Source organism: Bacillus cereus group sp. BfR-BA-01492, from assembly GCF_022662815.1.
GTDB classification, from domain to species: Bacteria; Bacillota; Bacilli; order Bacillales; family Bacillaceae_G; genus Bacillus_A; species Bacillus_A cereus_BD.
This window is the reverse complement of record NZ_JAKUEH010000004.1, coordinates 177,921-200,375: the sequence shown is the minus strand read 5'-3', so window position 1 is coordinate 200,375 and position 22,455 is coordinate 177,921. Positions and strand designations below refer to the sequence as shown.

The following is a 22,455-nucleotide window of genomic DNA, read 5'->3' as shown; positions in this document are numbered from 1 at the left end:
TTACTTACAAAAATAACTATGATGTATTGTTAAATTATATACATTTTCAAAGTCACGATCTTGCAAATTATTTTTTTGTCCATCTATAATAATATAAACGTCTTTTATTATTTTCGCTGGTATAATTCCAATATTTTCAATTTGAACTGCTTTTTGTTCATTCAGTTGTTCAATAGATTCGGGTGATACTGTAATACTAAATTGAGATCGAACGCCTCGGAAGTTTGTATTTAATTCCTCTTCTGTTACAAACACTACAATTTTCGCACCTATTTTTTCAGCATACGTATCAAGAAAAGCATTTAAACTGCATGCATACTCAGCTGCTGTTTTCCATTCCATCGTACCAAATACAGCTGGATTTACATTTTGAATAAGTGTTGTATATATTTCTCCTCTTGCTTTTGAAGCAATAAGCGATCGTTTAATCGATTGAACTGTTTTACCAATATCGCTAAACTTTGCGCCCCAGATTTCCGAAATATTTGGCGTTAAAATAAATGCAATATCAACAAATACAACCATCGCAACAACCATTAAAATATGTTTCCAGAGGGTTAAATCAATTCCTTTCATCATGAAATACATTGTGACTGATGTAATAAATAAACCATACCACGTCTTTCGAATAAGTTGTTTTCTTTCCTCGTATAATTCTTCATTTCTCCAATAAAAGAAAATAAGAAATAAAAAAAAGATTACAAGAAAAAACAAGCCGATTCGAATGCTAGAGACAGTCAATCACATCCCCCTCCATTCAAAAACTTCACACGATATCATTACATGCTTCTTTTGCCTTGATTATGACAAAAGACATGGACAACCTTCTAAAACAATTGCTCGCGCATATACTAAGAAGGAAGCCACGTCTTTTTATAGAATGAATCTACATTTTATATGTAGACAAGCCTGTATTTCAACTTTTTCAAAATATTTTTTTATAAAGAAATGTGTTTTGGAATAACACCTTCTTGTACTTCACCATCCATATTTAAATAGTAGTGACGGACTGGATGTAAATGCTCATCTAATTCATAAACAAGCGGAATACCAGTAGGAATATTTAATGAAACCACTCCATCATCGGAAAGATGATCTAAATACTTCACGAGAGAGCGGATCGTATTACCGTGCGATGATATAATGACTTTTTGATTTGATCGTAGCATAGGTGCAATTTCTTTATGCCAAAATTCTAGTACCCTTTTTTCCGTATCTTCTAAGCACTCTGTCAGTGGAAACTCACCTTTTTTTAATCGCTTATATCTTGGATCAGTGACTTCATATCTTGGGTCATCTTCAGCAAGAGCTGGCGGTCTTACATTTGTACTTCGTCTCCAAATATGAACCTGCTCATCTCCATATTTTTTAGCTGTTTCATCCTTATTTAACCCTTGTAATGCTCCGTAATGTCTTTCATTTAATTTCCATGATTTATATACCGGAACCCAAGCAAGATCCATCTCATGAAGAATGATCCATAATGTCCGAATAGCCCTTTTTAATACCGATGTGTATGCAACATCAAACGTATAACCATTCTTTTTTAAAATCGCACCAGCTGCTCGCGCTTCATGTAATCCATTTTCTGATAAATCCACATCTGTCCATCCTGTAAACCGATTTTCTAAATTCCATAAACTTTGTCCGTGTCGAATAAGTACAAGTTTTATCATATTCATTCCCCTTTCGGAAATTGCAATTTAAATTTTGTAGTACGTACACGTCTAAAGTATTTGGTAATGTTTATTTGTATCCATGTACTCTATGATTCACACATAGTTGCCAAAATACACAGATCAATGATTCCTTTTATTTTTCGTTTACTGGCTCTTTACGTTTGGATGACCATGTATGAAAACCAAGGCGATTATTTGCTAATTCATTCATAACTTGGTGCCAATTTTCTTCACATTTCTCACCAAACGTTGTGAAAATACGTCCCATTTGTTCTCTTTGCACATCGCTTAGTTTTTTCTCTAACTCTGCTCCTGCTTGCGTTAGAACAAGTTGTTTTACGCGGCGATCATGTTCTGCTTCATTGCTTTCAATCAGCCCCTTCTCAAGAAGTTGACGAAGCGGTCCATGAAGAGCTTGTTTACTAATTTCAAGCAAAGACAACAATTCATTTATACTAAGCCCAGGAAAACGAGCAATAAAAAATAAAATTCGATGATGCACACGCTGAATGCCATATTCTTTTATAATTTCATCTGGTTTTTCAGTAAATGTTTTATATGCAAAATAAAACAATGCCAGTGCCTGATTCATCAGTTCTTCTTTATGGTCTGTCATCTAATTTCCCCCTACATGTAAATTATACCACAAATTTCTTTTTCATAGCTAAATCAACCTTTTCGACCTAACATCCACATCTTATGACGATACATGAAGAGGTTGTCCCAAAAGAGTACTTTTCATCAAACAAAATACCATATATAGGTTCAACTCGTTATCATGCGCGTATATATAGTACAGAAAAAGGCGTCCCATAATTTTTGGGACACCCTCATATTTAACGACCGCGTCTTTTTTGTCCTTGCTTTGTTCCTCTCTTCTTTTGGTTTGCTTGATAAGAAGAACTTTGATTTGCTTTTTTCGTCCCGTCTCGTCTATCTTTTGAACGATATTGCCCTGCTTTCTGCGGCTTTTTGATCTGTTTCTTTTTGTCCTTTGTATCACTTGTTCGCTTAGCAGGTTGTTCAATTTCTTGTCTTTGTAAAGTACTACCGATATACTTTTCGATTTCTTTTAAATACATCCTATCTTTCGGAGCGACAAATGTAATCGCAAGACCTGTTCCTCCAGCACGACCTGTTCGGCCAATTCGGTGTATATAGCTCTCTACATCTTCTGGAATATCATAGTTAAATACGTGCGTTACGCCTTCTACATCTAACCCACGAGCCGCAACATCTGTTGCAATTAAATATTGAATTTTTGCTTCACGGAAGTTTTTCATTACTCTTTCACGTTTCGCCTGCGATAAATCTCCATGCAATTCATCACAATTGTAACCGTACCCTTTTAAAGCGGTAAATAATTTCGTTACGCGGCGCTTTGTCCGGCAAAAAATAACAGCTAAAAATGGTTGGTCACGCTCCATGACATAACGAAGTGCGTCTTGTTTTGCACGATCTGTCGTTTCAATTACACGCTGCTTTATATTTTCTACAGTGACTTCTGCACTTTGAATTTGAATCACCTGTGGCTCTTTCATATATCGCTTTGCAAGTTTTTTAATATCTTTTGGCATCGTTGCTGAGAATAACATCGTTTGTTTATTTTCAGGTGTTTCTTCTAAAATGTGTTCAATATCATATAAGAAACCAAAATGCAGCATTTGATCCGCTTCATCTAATACAACCATAGAAACGTTTGATAACACAATTGTCTCGCGGCGTAAATGATCTAACAAACGCCCCGGTGTTGCTACAACAATATGTGTGTTGCCTTTTAATTTTTTCATTTGCTGTTCCACATCTTGTCCACCATATATCGCTAAAACATGAATATCCTGTTTATGGATCAGCATTTTTTTTATTTCAGTTGTAATTTGTAGTGCCAGTTCTCTCGTTGGCGCTACGATTAAAGCTTGTATATCATTTGCATTTGGATCAATATTCTCTAAAATCGGTAATACGAATGCAAGCGTTTTTCCTGTTCCTGTTTTTGCTTGTCCAATTACATCTTTCCCATCCATAATAACAGGAATTGCTTTTTCTTGAATGGGTGTCGCTTCAGCAATTCCATTTTCTCGTAATGTATGTTGAAATGTTTCACTAATTCCAAGTTCTAAAAAATTTTTCAAATCGATCACTTCTTTTCCTTATTTTTCACATTAAGTTTCCATTGTACCATTTGTTTCTCTAAATATGAAAAAAACTTTATCTTCTTTTTTATTCACTATGTATCAATGGAACGAACTTTTTCCTGTTTCTACTTCACCTTTATGAAATCGAAATGAGAAAAAACAATCATAATGGTTATTTTCCTCATTGTTTGGCCACCCTTTTAAAAAGCTATATTTTCATATGCATATATAAGGAGTGTTTACATGGAGAAACAAAAACTATGGAGAAAGTTAAAAACAGGTGCTATGAAGTTAGGGAAATCTGGTGTGTATGAGAGTATTATTTTATATTACACTTTAAAGAAACAAAATCTACCGCTCAAGGCAAAAATGGTTATATTGATGACATTATCCTATTACATATGGTCAATCGATTTCATTCCTGATTTAGCTGCTATTATCGGCATCGGTCTTTTAGATGATGCAATCGTAATTGCTTTGGCACACAAATATATTATGGTTCATACAGATGCAGAAATTCGGCAAAAAGGAAAATTGCAAATGGAATCTTTTTTTAGACATGCACACTCATAAGGCGGTTACCATAACCGTCTTCCCTATTCATATATCTCCTTTTTCCGCCATTAACATATACACTCCTTTTGCAGAGGAAACATCATTTTGAATGAAATGTATTTTCTCTTTTATGTTCTTTTCACAATTTGTTTTAAACTGAGCATATATTTCCGGTACAGAATTTAAAATTCCGCCTTTGACTGCAATAGAAATTGGTTCTTCAAACAGCATTCTCTTATACATATAAGTCGTAATGTTAGCCAATTCTTCGCCTGCTTTTCTGATAATCTGAAACGCATCCGTATTTCCTTGCTTAGCTGCCTCTACCACAATTGGGGCGATAGAAGCTACATGATCTTTCGGTTTTGAATATATAAGTTGTTTTATATCTTCTGGTGTCACAATATGACATTTTTCTTGAATCGCTTTACCAAGTTTACAAAAGGAGATTCCTTTATCATATGCACGTGTCATTCTTTTTAAAGCTTGTAAAGCAATCCAATACCCGCTTCCTCCATCTCCTAAAATATGTCCCCATCCACCGCTATACTCATATCTTCCCCCTTTTTTTCCTAAACAAACAGCACCTGTACCTGCTATCGTTAAAATACCATCGTTTCCTTCTAATAAAGCAGCATGCGCAATGATCGCATCATCATAGATTTCGATTTTCGTCTGATATTTTGTCATAAAACGTTTCTTTAATACATGAATATCGACACTGTTTACACCTGCTAATCCTATCCCTATACAAATACATTCTGTTTTACATAACCTTTGAAAACATTGATCGATTGCTTCAAAAATATGCGATATAGCTCGATTATAGTCCAATAAAACATTGCCAAAACGACTCATTCCTCTGGCAATTTCTTTCCCATTTTTATCAAATGCTATTGCTTCTGTCTTCGTTCCACCACCGTCTACACCAATTATATATTTCACATTCTCACCGACCCTTTCATATGAGATAAAACAACATCTATCCCATCTAAAGATGTACCTTGCATGCAGTCAACAATATACATAACATCCCCTCTATGATTTACTAAAAATTGTGATATACGTAAGCAATGTACAACCTATCAAAAACAGAGTAAATCTTTGCAATAGCTGCCATTTTGATGAATATGTCCCATCTACAAACGAAACAACAACTGTTAGCATAATACTTGCTGACATACTTGTCACAATCCATAAGCTATACATTTTTGATACATGTAGCATTTTTAATAAAGGTGTAAACAATAGATTTGAACAAACGACAACAGATAGAAATAAAAAGACACCCTTATAGCTAAATTTCACATTCATCAGTTCCACCATCTCCTTTGTTTATGCTCAAAAAAGTGAGATCACCGAAATGACCCCACTTCTTCGTTACACCTTTATCGCATTTTCATTATCACTATTTTCTACTTCAAGCATATTTTTATCATACATTTTAAAGAATGGTAGATAAATAAAAAACGAAATTGCAATATTAATAAAGACGAGCACGATTGCTCTCCAATCTCCACCTGTTGCTAGATAGGCACCAATTGGAGCTGGCAATGTCCATGGAGGCATAATATAAGTTGGTGTAACAAGTCCGATTGCAGTTGCAGTATAAGCAACCGTCGCTGTTACGAATGGCGTAATAATAAAAGGGATAATTAATACGGGGTTTAATACAATTGGAAGTCCAAATATAACCGGTTCATTAATATTAAAAATACCTGGTACAATACAAGATCTTGATAATGCTTTGGAATATTTTGATTTACCAAATATAATCATCGCTAATACAAGTCCGAGAGTCGCTCCCGAACCGCCAATCCAAATAAACCATTGATATAACGGCTCTGGTGCGATAAAAGGTATGCTGCTTGCACCATCAGCAACTGCTGCTGAGTTTTTCCCGAGATATACTTCCCATAAAGGACGAGCCACTGTTCCGACAACAGACACACCGTGTATACCAAACGACCAGAAAAATGTAATTAAAAATACAGGTAAAATAACACCAAAATAACTATCACCAGCTTTTACGAGTGGCGCAGCTAGCTGGTCCACTACATGGTGTAAGTCGATACGAAAAACAACGGTAATAATACTCATAATAATAATGACAAAAGCAGCAGGTATAAGTGCTTCAAACGAACGAGAGACAGATGGCGGGACTTGCTCTGGCATCTTAATCATTACATTTTTCGACTTGCAAAACCTTAAAATCTCAACTGATAAAATGGAAACGATCATTGTTACAAATAATCCGTGCCCTCCAAGATTTGTCATTGGGAGCATAAAACCTTTCTTATCGATTAACTCCGGTGTTAAAGTTAGCAGTAATGAACAAACTGCAAGCTGCGCTCCGGATAAAGAATCTAACTTATAACTTTTCGCCAAATTATAGCCAATACCAAAAGCAATATAAAGCGACATAATAAACATCGTTAAGCGATACGGTATTAAAATACTCGTCTGATGTTTAGCCGCCCATACCGAAATAAAACTATCCTTCGGAAGCGGCGGAAAGGCCACGATGAGAAAAAAACTTCCTACAATGATAAATGGTAATGCTGAAATGACGCCATCCCGAATTGCTTGTAAATGCCTTTGTTCAGAAAGCCTTGCCATCGGACTTGACAAGTTATTCTCAAGAAATGAGATGAACTTATTCATCATATCCCCCCCTAACCAATCAATTCATTTACAGCCTTTAATAACGCCGGCCCACCAAGTGGTGTATAAGCTTGCGGCGGAATAATGCCGCACGGAATAGATGCCGCATGTGCCACTTTTTTAATCGAATCATATCGATGCCTTACTTGCGGAGCAACCATAACAACATCCCAACCATTCTTTACCTCTTCTTCTACTTCACTCGTACCAATTGCGTGTACCTCCATACTGCTTCCCTGTTTCTCAGCTTCTTTTTTTAAAGCGTTTACAACAATAGAGCTAGACATCCCTCCGGAACATACAAATAGAACTTTCATTTCATAATCCTCCTATACATTTTAAGTAATCTTTATCCTTTTATAAGGACTGCAAAACCACCAACGAAAGGAAGTTTTACGTTATTACAAATCATATGAAGTATGAAGACAAATTAGTGCTTATGAAATGAAGTTTCAGCAAAAATATTTTTTACAAAAAAGATTCAATATTCTGTTTTCTCAATTGTGAATCTTACATTCACATGATATAGTAGTTCCAATAATAGAATATATAAGGAGGCATACAATGATTTCTAAAAAAAGATTCATAAGTTGTTGTAGCGCTTTTTTATTGATTCCTTTCCTATTCTTCAAGACCACACTCACTGAAGCATCCACTCACTCTCCAAAACATGAATTACGCGCTGCATGGATCGCATCTGTCCTTAACATTGATTGGCCCTCTCAAACTGGCTTGTCTATTGAAAAACAAAAACAAGAGTTTATGAAACTACTAGATGATGTGAAAGGTGCCGGAATGAATGCAGTTGTCGTGCAAATCAAACCAACCGCAGACGCTTTTTATCCTTCAAAATATGGACCTTGGTCTGAATATCTTACTGGGACACAAGGGAAAGACCCTGGCTATGACCCACTTGCATTTATGATTGAAGAATCCCACAAACGAAACCTTGAATTTCACGCTTGGATTAACCCTTATCGCATAACAATGAATCATACGGACTTAAATCGCTTAGCGGAAAATCACCCTGCAAGACAACATCCTAATTGGGTTGTATCTTATGGCGGCAAACTATACTATAATCCCGGCATTCCTGACGTACAAAACTTTATTACAGAAGGCGCGTTAGAAATTGTTCAAAATTACGATATTGATAGCCTCCATATGGATGATTATTTTTATCCGTACAAAGTAGCTGGTGAGGAATTTCCTGATCAAAACACATATGAAACTTATAATAACGGAAAATTTTCGAATATTGAAGACTGGCGCCGCCATAATGTAAATGAACTTGTTAAAAGTTTAAATATGGCGATTAAATCTGAAAAAGCATATGTCAAATTCGGAATTAGTCCATTTGGTGTATGGAGAAATATTGCTGATGATCCAACAGGTTCTCATACAACTGCTGGTCAAAGAAACTATGATGATTTATACGCGGATACAAGAGAATGGATTCAAAAAGGATATATTGATTATATTACGCCGCAAATTTATTGGAATATCGGTTTTGCTCCTGCTGCTTATGACATCCTTCTTGATTGGTGGGTAAAAGAAATTAAAAATAAACCGATTCACTTATATATTGGACAAGCTGCCTACAAAATAAATAATAATTCCGTTCCAGCTTGGTCTGACCCAGAAGAATATCCAAAACAAATTGCACTAAACCGTCAATATTCAGACATAAAAGGCAGTATGCACTTCAGTTTAAAGGATATTAATAACAATCCATTAGGGATTAAAGATCGATTACAACATGATATATATAAACATCCAGCATTAATTCCACCTATGCCTTGGCTTGATAATGATCCACCAAAACAACCTACTTTAAAAGGAGCAATCGCTAAAGATGAAGGAATTGCTTTAGGAATTATCGATGACAGAAACAATGACTCTGCCTACTATGCGATTTACCGCGTAAACGGGAAAGATGACGTTGATATTCAAAACCCGAAAAACTTAATTACAACTATACGAAAAACAAAGCTTGGAGAAATTTACGTTGATAAAACAGCTATACAAGGAGAAACATATACGTATGCTGTGACTGCATTAGATCGCTTGCACAATGAAAGTGTTCCTTCTAGTAAAACGACTGTGAAACCGAAATAATCAAAATAAAATCCCCCGCAACTGGAGCGGGGGATTTTATTTTGCACCTTTTCTTTTACTTATTTTTAAATTTCTCCGTCGCCGCTCTCATCTTCACATTTAAATCATAGTCGATGGAATCGCGAATATCACGCTCTACTGCTTCCATTTCTTTTTGGAAGTTTTGCAAATACATTTTCAGCTCTTCTTCTTTTTCTGGACGTTGTGATGGTGGCAGTTGTGCCACTAGCGACAGCATATCAATTAAGTCTTTCATTAAGAAAGTTTCCAGTTTATGTTGTTGCTCAAACATGCGTTGCTCTTGATAGTAAGGAAGTGCCTGTAAAACTGAAATTGTTATTTCATCAACCGTTCTTTGTAATGAAGGGTTAATAGATCGTTTATAGGATTGAATTGTCTTTAGCGCATCTGGATAACGATCATAAAAATACAATTGATAAAACGACAAATCTGTTGGTTTCATGGATTGCTGCGCTTCTTGTCTTAGAAACTCTTTTACCTTCATTACAGCTACATCCATGTCCTCGTTCGTAATCTTTTTCGTTGTTTTTGCCATACTATGCACTTTTTTCTGTCTATCTTTTGGTAACATCGAGAAAACTTGTTCTCTTGTACGTTGATTTGCTACACAGAAAAGAGTATTAAAAGCTTTCTGTTCTTTTTCCCCTTCCGTACGAATCCAGCGATAAAAGAGTGGATGCTGCGTAAATTCTTGCAAAAATGGTGTCGATTTATTTGAAAGCTTCTCAATAGATTCATGCGCTCGCTTATACGGCTTTGCCCATGATAAATATAGTTTCCGTCCAAAATACACAAGAAGAACAACGATTGTAAATCCAATGAGTAGTAACGTTCCAATTAATAGTAAAACCATTTTTATGAAACCCATCTTTTCACCTCCTCTAATACATCTTTATCTTTTAGGGCGCTGCATGAGCTTCTGTTTCATTTCCTCATTAAATGTATCCAGCTCTATCACAAACTTTTTGCTTGATTCAATAATGCGCTCTGAAGATTTCTCAGATGCTTCAATTGCCGCAAATACATTTTGGAATGATTCGCGCAGTTTCTCCATGCTGATTGCTGGATTTTCAAGCAACTGCGTCGTTTCTTCTGTATTTTGTTTTAAAGCTTGTGAGTTACTTAATACCATCGATTCTATCGCTTCATTTGTCGCGTTCACTGCATCAATCGTCTTACGCTGATTTGTTAAAGCGAGTTGAATCGCTGCTGAAACCGTTACTACGTTTTGCGTCATTGTAATGGCGTTCCGAATTGCTTCTGTTAATTTTTCATTATTTTTCTTAATGATATCTACAGAGGCAATCGATTGTAACAACACGCTTTTCGCTTGCTGCATATTTCTTGTGCGTACAAGAATTTTCTCTAATGCATCATTGATTAATGGAATATCTTTTTGACGCTCTGGATTTTGTTTTTCCGCTTCCAGCATGCTCGCCAATTTTTTTCCTAAATACACTTGTTTATCAAGCGCATGAATCTTATCATAAGACTGCTCTTTTAACATTTCCAGGCCAACTGTATCTTCTTGTAGATTATCTCGGCCAATTAATAATGACCGAATAATTTCCTCAATTTGCTTATCTATGGATTGATATTTATGAACGTATGTTTCAAGCGGATTTTTCTTAAATACTTTAAACATCAATTTCTTCATGCCCGATGCTTTTAATGAATTCGGATCAAGTTCTGAAACTACTTTACGTAATTCTAAAAGTGTGTTTGGAATTTCCTCGTTTTTTCCATTCATCATCGCAGTTACAGGGCGTTTTAACGCGGATAATGTTTGTCCTGCTGCTTGCTGTTCTTTATCACCTAGATCTCCAAGTTGCGATAAAACTTTTGAAAGATCCGTATTTTGTTCACTATTTAATTTCTGTACATAAAGATTAGCTTCTTTATTCAGTTCAACAAGTTCTTCTTCTTTAATAACTGTATCCACAACTTCCACATAATCTTTTTCTATCGATACAGGTTCTTTTTTCTCTAATTCTGTCAACAAAATCGCTCCTTTTATTTATATATGCAAAATGATTTGCACTATATTTCATATATAACAATAATTTCCCATTTATTTTTACAAGCTCCTGCTTATGCAGTCATTTCTATTTCTTACTGTAAGTATACCTTTTTTCTACTTTATTTTCCTCAGACTTAAGACCTAGAAAGCTACGTGCTGAAGGCGTATTCTTCTTTATGTTTCACTGCTCATCGTCTTTATTTCATCCCGCTATTTTAAGGTAGCCCGATTGGCGATTGGCGGAGTTCATAATCAGCGGAAGATGAAGAATCCTCCACTGATGAAAGTTTCACTGTATTTGTGTTTTCGGTAACTGAAATAACACAGCATCTATATATATATATCCATCTTTGACGCTATTCCTTTCAATATCCCGTAATTGAATCACTTTATATCTTTAACGAAACATGATCTCATATCACACTGAATCATTTGACACAGAAGCTTTTTTTATGCCATAATCCAATTGAGAATCATTCAAATTTTTAGTTTCTAACTCTTCTTATTCAATGCTATAACTTCATTTTTTTCTTGCCACAAACGCTCCTTTTTGAAAAGCTAGCAACGCCGTTTCAAATGCATCATCCTCTTCTATCATGTGCATAAATGTAGTTAGTTCATTTTCATGTGAAGTGGCATTATCAATAACGAGAAATCCTTTTGGTTGTAATATGCGCTTTATATGTTCCCACCACCACATATATTGAGTACGCTCTGAATCTAGAAATATAAAATCAAATGAATCGTCAACTTGCGTATCTAAAAATGCTCCTGCCTCTTGATTATGAATATCGATTCGATGCATGAGAATGGCCTTTTCAAAGTTTACAAGCGCCTCCGCAACCCGTTCTGAAGAAAGTTCAACTGTCGTAACGTTTCCGTCTGTTTCTTCACATGCACTTGCTAACCATAATGTTGAATATCCATTTGAAGTACCAATTTCTAAAACTTTTTTTGCTTGACATCCTTTGATAAAAAGTAATAAAAATTGTCCCATTTCACGAGAAATATTTCTTAATTTTTCCTCCCGCTTATCTTTTTTACTGTCATGTTCTTCTCCATATCGCTCAAGTTCAAACAATAACGATTCTAAAGAGCCCACATTATTCATCGCCTTTCCAACAAATTTAATAATAAAAAATTGATGAGAAAGTTGATTCTGTTTGTCTATCTTTCATTATATGCGAAATGCTTTCCTTTTTCCTGTTATAAGACAAAAAAATGAATTTTTTGTGGCAAATTGTTTCATTTTTTGATACAGTTAATTTCTACGTGCATTTATGCCATTCATACTATTTTCCATTTAAAATCCAATCCACTTTAATCGGTATTTCAAGTGTAAAAAGCGCCGTTTTGGACGCATTTTCTTCTAGTAACAATTCATAATAAGAAAGGATGCTTTAAATATGAACGTGATCAATTTAGATGTGGCTAGAAAACGAAAGCAACATAAAAAGCAAATGATAACCATACCGATTATTAAACGAATTTATGAAGAGGACGGAGAGATTAAATTCGAAGTATTAGGCGAAAAAGACGTTCCTCTTGAGCTTTTAGAAAAATAAATCAAATATCTAATAGAACTCCCCCTCTATGTGATTCTGAGGTGAGGAGTTCTTATTTTTATTAATAAAAATAAAGCGCTATCTAGATTACAGATATAAAGTGGAACTTTCATCAGCAACTCTTTTTCACTGCGCATCGAATTCGTACTAACTTGAATAAAAATATAAACCAGAAAATTACATTCTATCTATTTTATACATATCCTTTCACTCCAAATCATTCATTCTATGAAAAAAAGGATTTTTCTTTTTTTCATAGAATGAATGATTAAAAATATAAAGGATGGATATATATGAATAAAATATTACTAGAAAAAGCCTCTTATTTATCTTTCGAGGAACAACATCACTTGAGAAGAGCTATATTATTTGCTAAGCAAGCACATGATGGTCAATATCGCCAAACTGGAGAACCATATATTAATCATCCTTTTGCAGTGACAGAAATATTATTAACTTATAAAGCGGATATAGTAACGTTAATTGCTGCATTGCTACATGACGTCGTCGAAGATACTCCTTATTCCCTTAAGCAAGTTCAATCTCTGTTCGGTAATACTGTCAGTTATATTGTAGATGGATTAACGAAAGAAGAAAAAAAGCACGGGCAAGAAAAAGAGCTATATAACGCTATGAACTTAAAAAAATTTTTAATCGCTTCTCAAAAAGATATTCGTGTCGTAATGATTAAAGTAATAGATCGTCTTCATAATATACACACATTAAGTGTTAAAAAGCCTGCTAAACAAGTTGCTTATGCTAATAAAACATTAAAACTGTTTGCGCCCTTGGCAAAAAAGTTAGGCTTATCTCATATTCAACATGAGTTAGAAAATATATCTTTTCAATACCTTCATAAAGAAAAACATAAGAAAATGCAACACTTTTTAAACGGTTACATACCGACAATGCAAGACGCTATAAAAGATATCCAAGAAAAGATGATAGACTTTCAAGATGCAACGTTATCACTTGAAATCGATTATACATTTACACCTATTTATTCTGCATACTCTCAATTTCAAGAAACACAAGATTTTTCAAAGCTTTCGCAAATATATATTACAACTGATAGTGTAATTGATTGTTATAAAGTACTAGGAATAATTCATCAATTATATACACCACATATGCATGCTTTTGAAGATAATATTGCACTTAAGAATACCCTTTTTAACACTTATTTAAAAACAAAAGTGGAAGTAAATGATAACTGGCAAATCATTTACATACAGACAAAAACTGCACAATTAAAGAGAAATCATGGTATCTTCTCTTTAATACAGAACAATCACGAAAATATTCAAAACCTTTCTTATACCATTATGCATGATGTAATTATGAATAATGGTGTATTAACGGAAGATCCCCTTGCCTTTCAAAGCTTTGTTTCGTATGAGTTATTTGAGAATACAATAACTGCCTATACAACAAATCTACACCCTATTTACTTACCTGAAGGAGCTACAATTATTGATTTCGCATTTAATGCCTTTCCGGAATTGGCGTATTATATGGATGAAGCGCAGCAAAATGGTATAAAAGTACCATTTACAAAAACGATTTCTCATTTAGATATCATTGAACTTCACTTTACATCTACAAAAAATGCTTCAGTACACTGGCTCAATTATGCTCATACAGCGAAAGCACAATTGTTCCTTCAAAACAAACGATTATAACAACAAAAATCCAATGACTCTTCAAAAAGAAGAACATTGGATTTTTGTTTTCACACATCTTTCTATATATTGCTCTCTCTTTCTTATGTCACTTTTAATAGACTTCAAACATATAATATTTGTATATTAAATTGGAGGTGATGAAATCATGAACTATCGTAAAAGTTCCTCTAACAATAAAACGAATCATCCTTCATCCTCTCAACCTTCCAATTCTTCTGAACGGCAAAGGAAATTACAACAGCAAGGATATAAAAAGAAAAAAGGCTGTAATTGCAATAAAAAATAGCTAAACAACTCGTGTACCAAAAGGAGCTTTCTTAAAGATTGCTCCTTTTGGTCGTGATGAAATCCTTCCTTACCTTTCACTTGTCAATTAAAAAAACGATTTCTCATTTGAAGAGAAATTGACTCGTGTACATACCATAATAAAACCCTTCCTTTTCCATTAGTAATGTATGGTCACCTCTTTCAATAATTTTCCCATCTTGAATAACAAGAATTTGATCAGCTTCTTCAATTGTCTTTAAGCGATGAGCAATGACAAAGCTTGTTTTCCCTTTCATTAAACGATTTAATCCAGCTTGAATTTGCAATTCCGTTCTTGTATCAATATTGGATGTCGCTTCATCTAAAATTAAAATATCTGCATCAGCCAAAATCGCTCTCGCAATTGCAAGTAATTGTTTTTGTCCCTGACTTAAGTTAGCTCCTTCCGATGCTATTTTTGTTTCATATTGATTTGGTAAATGTTTAATAAAAGAATGCGCCGAAGCAGCTTTAGCTGCAGCAATGACTTCTTCATCACTTGCATCCAATCGTCCATAGCGAATATTATCCATAATTGTTCCAGCAAATAAATACGTATCTTGTAAAACTACACCGATTTTGCTTCGCAATGAAGAAATATCATACTCTTGTATATTCGTTCCATCAATTTTAATTTGCCCTTTATGAATATCATAAAACCGTGTTAACAAATTAATAATCGTTGTCTTTCCAGATCCAGTCGGTCCTACAAGTGCAATCGTTTCACCTGGGCTCGCTTGCAAGCTCACATCTTTTAAAATCTCTTTTTCTTTCTCATATCCAAATGAAACATGGTCAAATGTCACATTACCTTCTAATTTCTGAACAACAATTGGATTTTTTTTATTTTGAATTTCTGGCACTTCATCCATAATTTCAAACACACGCTCTCCTCCAGCAACTGCTGCTTGAATCGTATTCATAAGTGTAGCAAATTGACTTAGCGGCCTTGAAAATTGCCGAGAATAGTTAATAAACGAAGCAATAACTCCTACTGTTGTCATTCCAGTTAAAACCATAATGGATCCTGTTCCAATAACAAGACCCATTCCTAAATTGTTAATAAAGTTCATACTTGGAAAAATGAACGCCGAAAATGTATCTGCCTTTGTTGCTGAGACTCTCAGTTTTTCATTAATCGCATTAAATTTATGAACGGTTTCTTTTTCTTTTCCGTATAATGTGATTACATCTGCTCCTGTAATCGCTTCTTCAATAAAGCCATTCAATTCTCCTAAATCTTGTTGACGCTTCGCAAAATTTTTCCCACTATAGGCAACTAATCTTTTTGTCACAACAAACATAATCGGAACCGTAATGAGAGTTACAATTGCTAAAATCCAATCTAGTGAAAACATAGCAATCGTTACACCAACAAATGTTAAAGCAGATGAGATAATTTGGACGACGCTCTGCGTTAAAGCTTGATTTAAATTGTCAATATCATTTGTTACACGACTCATTAAATCCCCTTGAGAACGCGTATCAAAAAATCGAAGAGACAATGTCTGGATCTTTTCAAAAAGATCTTGGCGTATTTTTTGGATTGTTTTTAATGCAACATTCACCATCATAAATGTTTGCAACCAAGTTAAAAATACGGTTACACCATAAATGGCTGCAAGGAGTATACACATTTTAACTGTACCATGTAAGTCTCTTGGTATAATATATTCATCAATAATAACTCCTATATAATACGGTCCTAGTAAACCTAATAACGTTGTCACAATTACAAGCATAATAACGAAAATAAGAGCTGCTTTTTGATACCCCATATAGTTCCAAATTCTCATTATTGTACCTTTTGTATTTTTTGGCTTTCCGCCTTTTACGTTGTTACGCCCATTTTTATTTGCAAACTGCCCTTGGAAATTACGCATTTTCTTTCCCTCCTTCTTCATATAAACTACCACCTTGGGAAAGATAAATTTCTTGATATACTTCACATGACTTTATTAAATTTTCATGTGTTCCGTTTCCGACTAACTTGCCGTTATCCAAGACAAGTATTTGATCCGCATCGATAATCGATGAAATTTTTGATGCAATGAAAAATGTTGTTGTTCCTGTATATGTATCCTTTAATGCTTCTTGTATGATTTTTTCTGATTTTGCATCCACTGCTGAAGTAGAATCATCTAGCACAAGTATAGCAGGTTGCCGCACAAGCGCTCTTGCAATAGATAGACGCTGCTTTTGACCGCCGGATAAGTTTGTTGCCCCTTGCGTTAACTGATAGCGATATGCATCTTCTAACTTATAAATAAACTCCGTCGCACAAGCTGCTGCCGTTGCCACTTCTAATTCTTCTGCCGTTGCATTTTCTTTTCCATACTTTAAATTCTCCTCAATCGTTCCTGAAAATAACAATGCCTTTTGAGGTACAACTCCGATAGAAGCACGCAATGTTTGTAAATTATATAATTTCACATTCACACCATCAATGTAAATGTCACCTTGGTCAACATCATACAAACGCGGAAGTAATTTCATTAAAGTAGACTTACCACTTCCCGTAGATCCGATAACCCCTACCTTCTCACCTTTTTGGACTTTAAATGAAATATTTTTCAAAACGTACTCATCGTTTTTGCTGTAACTGTAACTTACATTTTTAAACTCAATATTCCCATTTATTTTCTTAGGCTTATACACATCTACTTCATTCGTAATATCCACTTTCATATCAAGCACTTGTTGTACACGATCAGCAGATGGAAATGCACGTGAAATTTGAATGAATACCATACTAATAGACATAAGCGACATCAAAATAATATTTAAATAGTTAATAAATGCTAATATCGCTCCGACTTGGAGAGTGCCATGAAATACTTTTTCTCCACCCATCCATAATGTAGCTACAATGCCTCCATTTACAACAAGCATAATAATTGGCATCATGAGTGAAATCATTTGCACTGCATACGTATTAACTCCTGTTAAATGCTTATTCACTTTCTTAAACTGAGAAATTTCATACTTTTGTCTTACATATGCTTTTACGACACGAACGCCGGATAAATTTTCTTGTAGTTTTGTATTCACCTTATCTAAAGCTTCCTGTACTCGCTTAAACGAACCGCTAGCTCGCCCAGCAATAAAAACAATCGCAACAAATAAAATTGGTACAACAACAAGTAAAATAGAAAATAAATCTCTTGCTGTAACGAAAACGATCATAATGCTTCCTATAAATAATAAAGGTCCACGGACAAGAACACGCAATGTCATCGTCATCGCTGCTTGAATAGATGTAATATCATTTGTTACAATTGTAAGCAATTTACCAGTTCCAAATGAATCACGATTTTTACTAGAAAATGTCTCAATTTTTGTAAAAACATCTTTTCTAATATCTGTTGCAAAATTCACCGCAGCTTTCGTAGAATACAGCATACAACCTAAACCACCAATTAATCCTATCGCTGCTGCACCGATCATCAGAAGTCCCATTTTCATGACATAATGAAAATCTTGCTGCGCAATACCAATATCGATAATGTGCTGCATAATCGTCGGTTGAATTAAGTCCATCGCTACTTCAAGTACCATAAATAACGGTCCAATCATCGCAAAGAACATGTATGGTTTTAAATACTGCAATAATTTTCGGAATGATTTCATACACTTTCTCCTTTTTCTATTAAATTGGTATTTTATAATTGATCTATCTCCTCCTTCTACTCTTTTATGTACCGGCTTCCCCTCTACTACTATTATATTCTACAGATTAATATTTAACATTATTAAATGATAAGTATTAATCTTTTATTCGTCAATGTAATCTTATTTTTCACCCCATAAGAAAACCGCACTCTTTTACAAGAATGCGGTTTTCCTCGTATTCAATTGGAAACTTAAGAAATTCGGTTTCAAATCCTTCATTTATATAGATTAAAACTCAGTTAAAATTGGAAACTTACATCTATTGAACTGGATGTTATGATTATTTCGAACCATTAAATATTTACTGGAGTGAAATTCTTGATATGTTACGTCTTCAACACCTAGTTCATCTGGATGAAAATAAAATTCGATTTCTGTAAATCCTTCAGGAATTTCACTACATATTTCATCTAAAATTGGGAAAACTGGTGCAAATACACCAAATAGTTTTAATGTTTTCTTCTCTACTTCATACACGATCATTGCATCTAGTTTTTCTGAATAGTAGAGCTTATCGTTCCATTTAGCCTCATACATATTGAAATAAAAAGAAGATTTGTAGTTTAACGTTGAAAACATATTGGAAAGCGTCTGACTTTCCTCTATCTTTTCTTTTATGAACTGAATATCTTCTTCATGATCAAAATTCAATTTTCGGAGTGATGAATCTATCTTCTCACTACTTTCATATGATAATGTCATCAGATATTCTTTTAAAACTTGAAATCCAAAATACTCATATAATTTCGGATGCTCCGTGAATAAGATTGCACAGTCATACTGTCTATCAATTTGTTCTAATACTTCAGAAAAAAGTTGCTTCATCAAACCTCTCTTCCTGTACTCGGGATGCGTCATAACCGACTGAATCCCCGCTGCATTCACAACATTTCCATTCACAAGTAATGGAAGTGCAAAACTGGAAACATTCGCAATTACTTTTTCTTCATGAACAAACGAAACTGGTTTATATGTATGATCCCAAAATCCTCTCGCATCGAAATCTTGCAACATTTTCTTAGAAACACCAAATACTTCCTCGAATAATGAAAATAACTGTTCTTTTCTTGGTTCTTTTATAAAAAAACTTTCAAAAGTAGCACTATTCCCCATATTGTCCCTCCATGACATGTATTCCATCAATTTCATTATATTACATTTTTTATTAACGAAGTATATCGCTTTCAAATCAATATATTATCACAAAATATAACAAAAAAGCTTCATTTATTATTTTATTCCACAAAATATATTTTGTTACAAATTACTCATTTTAATTTTAAAATCGATTCCCACTTGCGCTACCGCTTTACACATATAATTCCCCTTCCCTCTACACTTTTAGCGATATTTTGTTTTAATATACATATTTCCTTATATCGTGTTTCGCTTTATTTATGTGAATTTCTACTCAACTCCCTATACAAATAAGCATTTCATTTTATACTCTTTCAAATTTATGCTAGAGTTATAGAAAGGAGATGAATAAATATGAGTTTATTAAATAATGGTGTCACTTTTCTTCATTTTGATGAAACGTATCAATTACAAAATAAACTTCATTCTTATTCACATGAAGATATTGATTTTCGTCATTTGGAACACTCAAATTTATACTGTGAGAAAAGTGCATTGCAGCACATTCAAGCACAATTATGTAATCGAAAACAAAAAGGCATTACCTTTATAGGTTCTGGCAACTATCATTACGTATCATATTTACTTATTCAAGAAGTATTAAAACCTTTCACCCTCATTCTGTTTGATCATCATACAGATATGAATCTATCTCCTTCTCAAGAAGGGAATATGATTTCTTGCGGATCATGGGTTTCATTTGCACTGCGAAACAATGATATGCTCCAAAAAGTTATCATTGTCGGACCTTCTTCGTTTCAAATCCATTCTTCCGAACATTCAAAAATTGAAATTTTTCCAGTAGAAGGTTCACATACCGTCTCTTTACATACAATCCTTTCTCATATTAAAACCGATACGATTTATATAAGTGTTGATAAAGATGTTTTAGATCCGAAAGACACTGTCACAAATTGGGATCAAGGTCACATGAAATTATCGACATTATTAAGCTATATCCGTTCCATGATTTACAAAAAAGAAGTATATGGAATTGATATTTGTGGAGAAATGCCAGTTTCACCTCCTCAAATATTTATTCCAAAATATCAAGAAGCGATTACGCAAAATGAAATGGCAAACATACAAATTTTAAACACGATTTTGCAAACATACAAACAATACAGTTCTGTAAAGTAATACGCTAGCTATTTTAGGACGGCACCGAAAAAGTGATTGCTTCGAAGAAACAACATGCATTTTATAAAAATGTTAAGAATAAAAAGGAGTCCGTCACCTCTGTATATAGTGGGTGATAGACTCCTTTTTATTATGAAGTCGACTTTTTCAGCGACCTCCTATTTTAGCACTCTTTGTTTATTATTCAATTGTTTCCATAATATGATGGAAGCAACAACAAGCATAATTGTTGTAATTACACTTCCTTCAATTCCGAACGCTCCTCCATGCAAAGCATCTGGGCCATTTGCCGTCGATCGAAAAAACGGTGTAGAAAATACAGTTGTCCCACTAACTGCAAAACCATATACATTGTACTGCGCCCAGTTCCATATCGAATGCCAAGCACAAATTCCCGAAAGGCTATTATCTTTTAATACGTATAAAGCAGCAAATACACCAACTAATATAATATTTGTAATAGATAAGATGGTAACACCGGGATTCAGCAAATGTAGAAACCCAAATAAAAGAGAAGTTACCACAACGCCAATCCATATACGACTTCTAACAGAGATAACCGGGAACAACCATCCTCTTACAATGATTTCTTCTGTGGCACCTTGTATGAGAAATGCAACGAAAGAACTTAAAATTCCTAATATAGCCGTGATTGTAATATGTTGCATTTGCAACTTTACAAATCCTGTTATAACTAGGAAAACAACAGGGAGAGAAATAAGTAGAAACCCTATAAACGCTCCTTTTATGTATTTTTTTAAAAATTGATTTTTCAAAAATCCAATGGATGAGAACGGTCTTTTCTCTATAAAGCGCACCCATAAAAATACAATAAAAATTGCTCCTCCAAACGTTAAAATCATCTGTATATTAGCGTAAATCCCTTTCATAAATGTTGTTTCTGCTTTTGGTAAGAATAACATAAACAATACAAATACTTCACCAAGTATTATAAATAGAATAGATAATATAACTGCAAAAATTGGATGGACCTTCTTCTTCCCTTCCTTTGCAGCTTCAATAACTTTGTATTCAGTATGTCTCATTTTTTTAACCTCCTAATACATTTTACCATTATATTACAATATAGTCACGCTGATTCTTTTTCATTTCTATTGTATTCTTCTCATTTCATTTATTTTTCTCATAACTCTTTACATCTTAACAATTTATTCATGCAGAATGATCCAAATACACTTTACATTCCCCCCGTGATAGCAATATAAGTAATGAAATCTGTGTATATATTTCAAATTACGATTCCTATATTTCTTCATAATAATTCCAGCACTTGCTATTTCTCACCATATGCTGTAAAATGAAGTTTAAGGTTCAATTGAATAAAATTAATTTCACATATTATCAAACATCCATAAGGAATGTTTTTCCTTCTTCATGGGTTTTTGATAATATGTGAATGTTTATTTTCGTCTAAATAAGACTGATCATATTATAATTTTTTTATTTTCAGGAGGCATTTGCCATGACATTAACAGGTAAAGTAAAATGGTTTAACAGCGAAAAAGGTTTCGGTTTCATCGAAGTTGAAGATGGTAACGATGTATTCGTTCATTTCTCAGCTATTACTGGTGAAGGATTTAAAACTCTTGACGAAGGTCAAGAAGTGAGCTTCGAAGTTGAAGAAGGAAATCGTGGACCTCAAGCAAAAAACGTTGTAAAGTTATAATCCAAACAATAAAAAAGGTTGTTACCAAGCACGGTTAACAACCTTTTTATATATAATTCAAATTTTTACAT

21 protein-coding genes are annotated in these 22,455 nt (G+C 34.0%); 6 read left to right on the top strand and 15 right to left on the bottom strand.

Going from position 1 to position 22,455, the window contains the following annotated elements:
- The 4 genes from MR063_RS08100 to MR063_RS08085 all read right to left on the bottom strand — a co-directional run bounded on the left by MR063_RS08100 (window position 1) and on the right by MR063_RS08085 (window position 3,820).
- A complete protein-coding gene (locus MR063_RS08100) occupies window positions 1–741 on the bottom strand; it encodes a type II toxin-antitoxin system SpoIISA family toxin (protein WP_242196131.1) in 741 nt (246 codons plus the stop codon).
- Between the two features lie 197 nt (window positions 742–938).
- Window positions 939–1,676, bottom strand: coding sequence for a 2,3-diphosphoglycerate-dependent phosphoglycerate mutase (gene gpmA / locus MR063_RS08095; protein ID WP_242196129.1), 738 nt, complete (start codon window positions 1,674–1,676; stop codon window positions 939–941).
- 136 nt (window positions 1,677–1,812) lie between these two features.
- On the bottom strand, window positions 1,813–2,295 hold the full coding sequence (locus MR063_RS08090) for a MarR family winged helix-turn-helix transcriptional regulator (protein ID WP_242196127.1): 483 nt from the start codon (window positions 2,293–2,295) through the stop codon (window positions 1,813–1,815).
- A gap of 220 nt (window positions 2,296–2,515) precedes the next feature.
- Window positions 2,516–3,820, bottom strand: coding sequence for a DEAD/DEAH box helicase (locus MR063_RS08085; protein ID WP_242196125.1), 1,305 nt, complete (start codon window positions 3,818–3,820; stop codon window positions 2,516–2,518).
- Window positions 3,821–4,057: 237 nt separating this feature from the next.
- Between MR063_RS08085 and MR063_RS08080 the strand changes: the two genes are divergently transcribed.
- Window positions 4,058–4,387 (top strand): YkvA family protein, encoded by a 330-nt coding sequence (locus MR063_RS08080; protein ID WP_242196123.1) that lies wholly within the window; start codon window positions 4,058–4,060, stop codon window positions 4,385–4,387.
- Window positions 4,388–4,414: 27 nt separating this feature from the next.
- Here the strand turns inward: MR063_RS08080 and MR063_RS08075 are convergent, their stop codons facing one another.
- The 4 genes from MR063_RS08075 to MR063_RS08060 form a co-directional block, all read right to left on the bottom strand.
- Window positions 4,415–5,314, bottom strand: coding sequence for a BadF/BadG/BcrA/BcrD ATPase family protein (locus tag MR063_RS08075; RefSeq protein ID WP_242196121.1), 900 nt, complete (start codon window positions 5,312–5,314; stop codon window positions 4,415–4,417).
- A gap of 93 nt (window positions 5,315–5,407) precedes the next feature.
- Entirely contained in the window at window positions 5,408–5,683 is a 276-nt protein-coding gene (locus MR063_RS08070; protein ID WP_242196119.1) for a hypothetical protein, read from the bottom strand.
- A gap of 66 nt (window positions 5,684–5,749) precedes the next feature.
- A complete protein-coding gene (locus MR063_RS08065; RefSeq protein ID WP_242196117.1) occupies window positions 5,750–7,033 on the bottom strand; it encodes a PTS sugar transporter subunit IIC in 1,284 nt (427 codons plus the stop codon).
- Between the two features lie 11 nt (window positions 7,034–7,044).
- Window positions 7,045–7,350: a PTS sugar transporter subunit IIB gene (locus MR063_RS08060; protein WP_242196115.1), complete on the bottom strand. Its 306-nt coding sequence runs from the start codon at window positions 7,348–7,350 to the stop codon at window positions 7,045–7,047.
- Window positions 7,351–7,597: 247 nt separating this feature from the next.
- Here MR063_RS08060 and MR063_RS08055 point away from each other — a divergent pair, with 247 nt between their 5' ends.
- Entirely contained in the window at window positions 7,598–9,151 is a 1,554-nt protein-coding gene (locus MR063_RS08055) for a glycoside hydrolase family 10-like protein (RefSeq protein ID WP_242196113.1), read from the top strand.
- Window positions 9,152–9,206: 55 nt separating this feature from the next.
- Here MR063_RS08055 and MR063_RS08050 read toward each other — a convergent pair whose 3' ends face one another.
- The 3 genes from MR063_RS08050 to MR063_RS08040 form a co-directional block, all read right to left on the bottom strand.
- Window positions 9,207–10,040, bottom strand: a complete 834-nt coding sequence (locus MR063_RS08050; RefSeq protein WP_242196111.1) for a DUF3974 domain-containing protein — start codon at window positions 10,038–10,040, stop codon at window positions 9,207–9,209.
- Between the two features lie 24 nt (window positions 10,041–10,064).
- Entirely contained in the window at window positions 10,065–11,171 is a 1,107-nt protein-coding gene (locus MR063_RS08045; RefSeq protein ID WP_242196082.1) for a toxic anion resistance protein, read from the bottom strand.
- Window positions 11,172–11,712: 541 nt separating this feature from the next.
- A complete protein-coding gene (locus tag MR063_RS08040; RefSeq protein WP_242196079.1) occupies window positions 11,713–12,303 on the bottom strand; it encodes an O-methyltransferase in 591 nt (196 codons plus the stop codon).
- A gap of 295 nt (window positions 12,304–12,598) precedes the next feature.
- Between MR063_RS08040 and MR063_RS08035 the strand changes: the two genes are divergently transcribed.
- The gene (locus MR063_RS08035; RefSeq protein ID WP_242142967.1) at window positions 12,599–12,757 is read left to right on the top strand and encodes a hypothetical protein; all 159 of its coding nucleotides are present in this window, start codon (window positions 12,599–12,601) and stop codon (window positions 12,755–12,757) included.
- 293 nt (window positions 12,758–13,050) lie between these two features.
- Window positions 13,051–14,439 (top strand): HD domain-containing protein, encoded by a 1,389-nt coding sequence (locus MR063_RS08030; RefSeq protein WP_242196076.1) that lies wholly within the window; start codon window positions 13,051–13,053, stop codon window positions 14,437–14,439.
- Between the two features lie 392 nt (window positions 14,440–14,831).
- Here the strand turns inward: MR063_RS08030 and MR063_RS08025 are convergent, their stop codons facing one another.
- The 3 genes from MR063_RS08025 to MR063_RS08015 form a co-directional block, all read right to left on the bottom strand.
- On the bottom strand, window positions 14,832–16,631 hold the full coding sequence (locus tag MR063_RS08025; protein WP_242196073.1) for an ABC transporter ATP-binding protein: 1,800 nt from the start codon (window positions 16,629–16,631) through the stop codon (window positions 14,832–14,834).
- Window positions 16,624–18,378 carry an ABC transporter ATP-binding protein gene (locus MR063_RS08020; protein WP_242196070.1) on the bottom strand — a complete coding sequence of 585 codons (1,755 nt, stop codon included), beginning with the start codon at window positions 18,376–18,378 and terminating at the stop codon, window positions 16,624–16,626. The genes MR063_RS08025 and MR063_RS08020 overlap by 8 nt, the downstream gene beginning before the upstream one ends.
- A gap of 270 nt (window positions 18,379–18,648) precedes the next feature.
- The gene (locus MR063_RS08015) at window positions 18,649–19,533 is read right to left on the bottom strand and encodes a GNAT family N-acetyltransferase (RefSeq protein ID WP_242196067.1); all 885 of its coding nucleotides are present in this window, start codon (window positions 19,531–19,533) and stop codon (window positions 18,649–18,651) included.
- A 378-nt stretch (window positions 19,534–19,911) separates the two neighbouring features.
- On the opposite strand from MR063_RS08015, the gene MR063_RS08010 reads away from it, so the two are divergent.
- On the top strand, window positions 19,912–20,697 hold the full coding sequence (locus MR063_RS08010) for an arginase family protein (RefSeq protein ID WP_242196064.1): 786 nt from the start codon (window positions 19,912–19,914) through the stop codon (window positions 20,695–20,697).
- Between the two features lie 158 nt (window positions 20,698–20,855).
- Here the strand turns inward: MR063_RS08010 and MR063_RS08005 are convergent, their stop codons facing one another.
- Window positions 20,856–21,743 carry a CPBP family intramembrane glutamic endopeptidase gene (locus tag MR063_RS08005; RefSeq protein ID WP_242196061.1) on the bottom strand — a complete coding sequence of 296 codons (888 nt, stop codon included), beginning with the start codon at window positions 21,741–21,743 and terminating at the stop codon, window positions 20,856–20,858.
- Between the two features lie 437 nt (window positions 21,744–22,180).
- Between MR063_RS08005 and cspD the strand changes: the two genes are divergently transcribed.
- On the top strand, window positions 22,181–22,384 hold the full coding sequence (gene cspD / locus MR063_RS08000; RefSeq protein ID WP_242196058.1) for a cold-shock protein CspD: 204 nt from the start codon (window positions 22,181–22,183) through the stop codon (window positions 22,382–22,384).
- Window positions 22,385–22,455 lie beyond the last annotated feature (71 nt).

What these genes read in the sequence shown, in the direction of transcription:
- gpmA (WP_242196129.1), bottom strand. Translation starts at nt 1,676, where the DNA reads ATGATAAAACTTGTACTTATTCGACACGGACAAAGTTTATGGAATTTA.
- MR063_RS08090 (WP_242196127.1), bottom strand. Translation starts at nt 2,295, where the DNA reads ATGACAGACCATAAAGAAGAACTGATGAATCAGGCACTGGCATTGTTT.
- MR063_RS08080 (WP_242196123.1), top strand. Translation starts at nt 4,058, where the DNA reads ATGGAGAAACAAAAACTATGGAGAAAGTTAAAAACAGGTGCTATGAAG.
- MR063_RS08070 (WP_242196119.1), bottom strand. Translation starts at nt 5,683, where the DNA reads ATGAATGTGAAATTTAGCTATAAGGGTGTCTTTTTATTTCTATCTGTT.
- MR063_RS08065 (WP_242196117.1), bottom strand. Translation starts at nt 7,033, where the DNA reads ATGAATAAGTTCATCTCATTTCTTGAGAATAACTTGTCAAGTCCGATG.
- MR063_RS08060 (WP_242196115.1), bottom strand. Translation starts at nt 7,350, where the DNA reads ATGAAAGTTCTATTTGTATGTTCCGGAGGGATGTCTAGCTCTATTGTT.
- MR063_RS08055 (WP_242196113.1), top strand. Translation starts at nt 7,598, where the DNA reads ATGATTTCTAAAAAAAGATTCATAAGTTGTTGTAGCGCTTTTTTATTG.
- MR063_RS08050 (WP_242196111.1), bottom strand. Translation starts at nt 10,040, where the DNA reads ATGGGTTTCATAAAAATGGTTTTACTATTAATTGGAACGTTACTACTC.
- MR063_RS08040 (WP_242196079.1), bottom strand. Translation starts at nt 12,303, where the DNA reads ATGAATAATGTGGGCTCTTTAGAATCGTTATTGTTTGAACTTGAGCGA.
- MR063_RS08035 (WP_242142967.1), top strand. Translation starts at nt 12,599, where the DNA reads ATGAACGTGATCAATTTAGATGTGGCTAGAAAACGAAAGCAACATAAA.
- MR063_RS08030 (WP_242196076.1), top strand. Translation starts at nt 13,051, where the DNA reads ATGAATAAAATATTACTAGAAAAAGCCTCTTATTTATCTTTCGAGGAA.
- MR063_RS08025 (WP_242196073.1), bottom strand. Translation starts at nt 16,631, where the DNA reads ATGCGTAATTTCCAAGGGCAGTTTGCAAATAAAAATGGGCGTAACAAC.
- MR063_RS08020 (WP_242196070.1), bottom strand. Translation starts at nt 18,378, where the DNA reads ATGAAATCATTCCGAAAATTATTGCAGTATTTAAAACCATACATGTTC.
- MR063_RS08015 (WP_242196067.1), bottom strand. Translation starts at nt 19,533, where the DNA reads ATGGGGAATAGTGCTACTTTTGAAAGTTTTTTTATAAAAGAACCAAGA.
- MR063_RS08010 (WP_242196064.1), top strand. Translation starts at nt 19,912, where the DNA reads ATGAGTTTATTAAATAATGGTGTCACTTTTCTTCATTTTGATGAAACG.
- MR063_RS08005 (WP_242196061.1), bottom strand. Translation starts at nt 21,743, where the DNA reads ATGAGACATACTGAATACAAAGTTATTGAAGCTGCAAAGGAAGGGAAG.
- cspD (WP_242196058.1), top strand. Translation starts at nt 22,181, where the DNA reads ATGACATTAACAGGTAAAGTAAAATGGTTTAACAGCGAAAAAGGTTTC.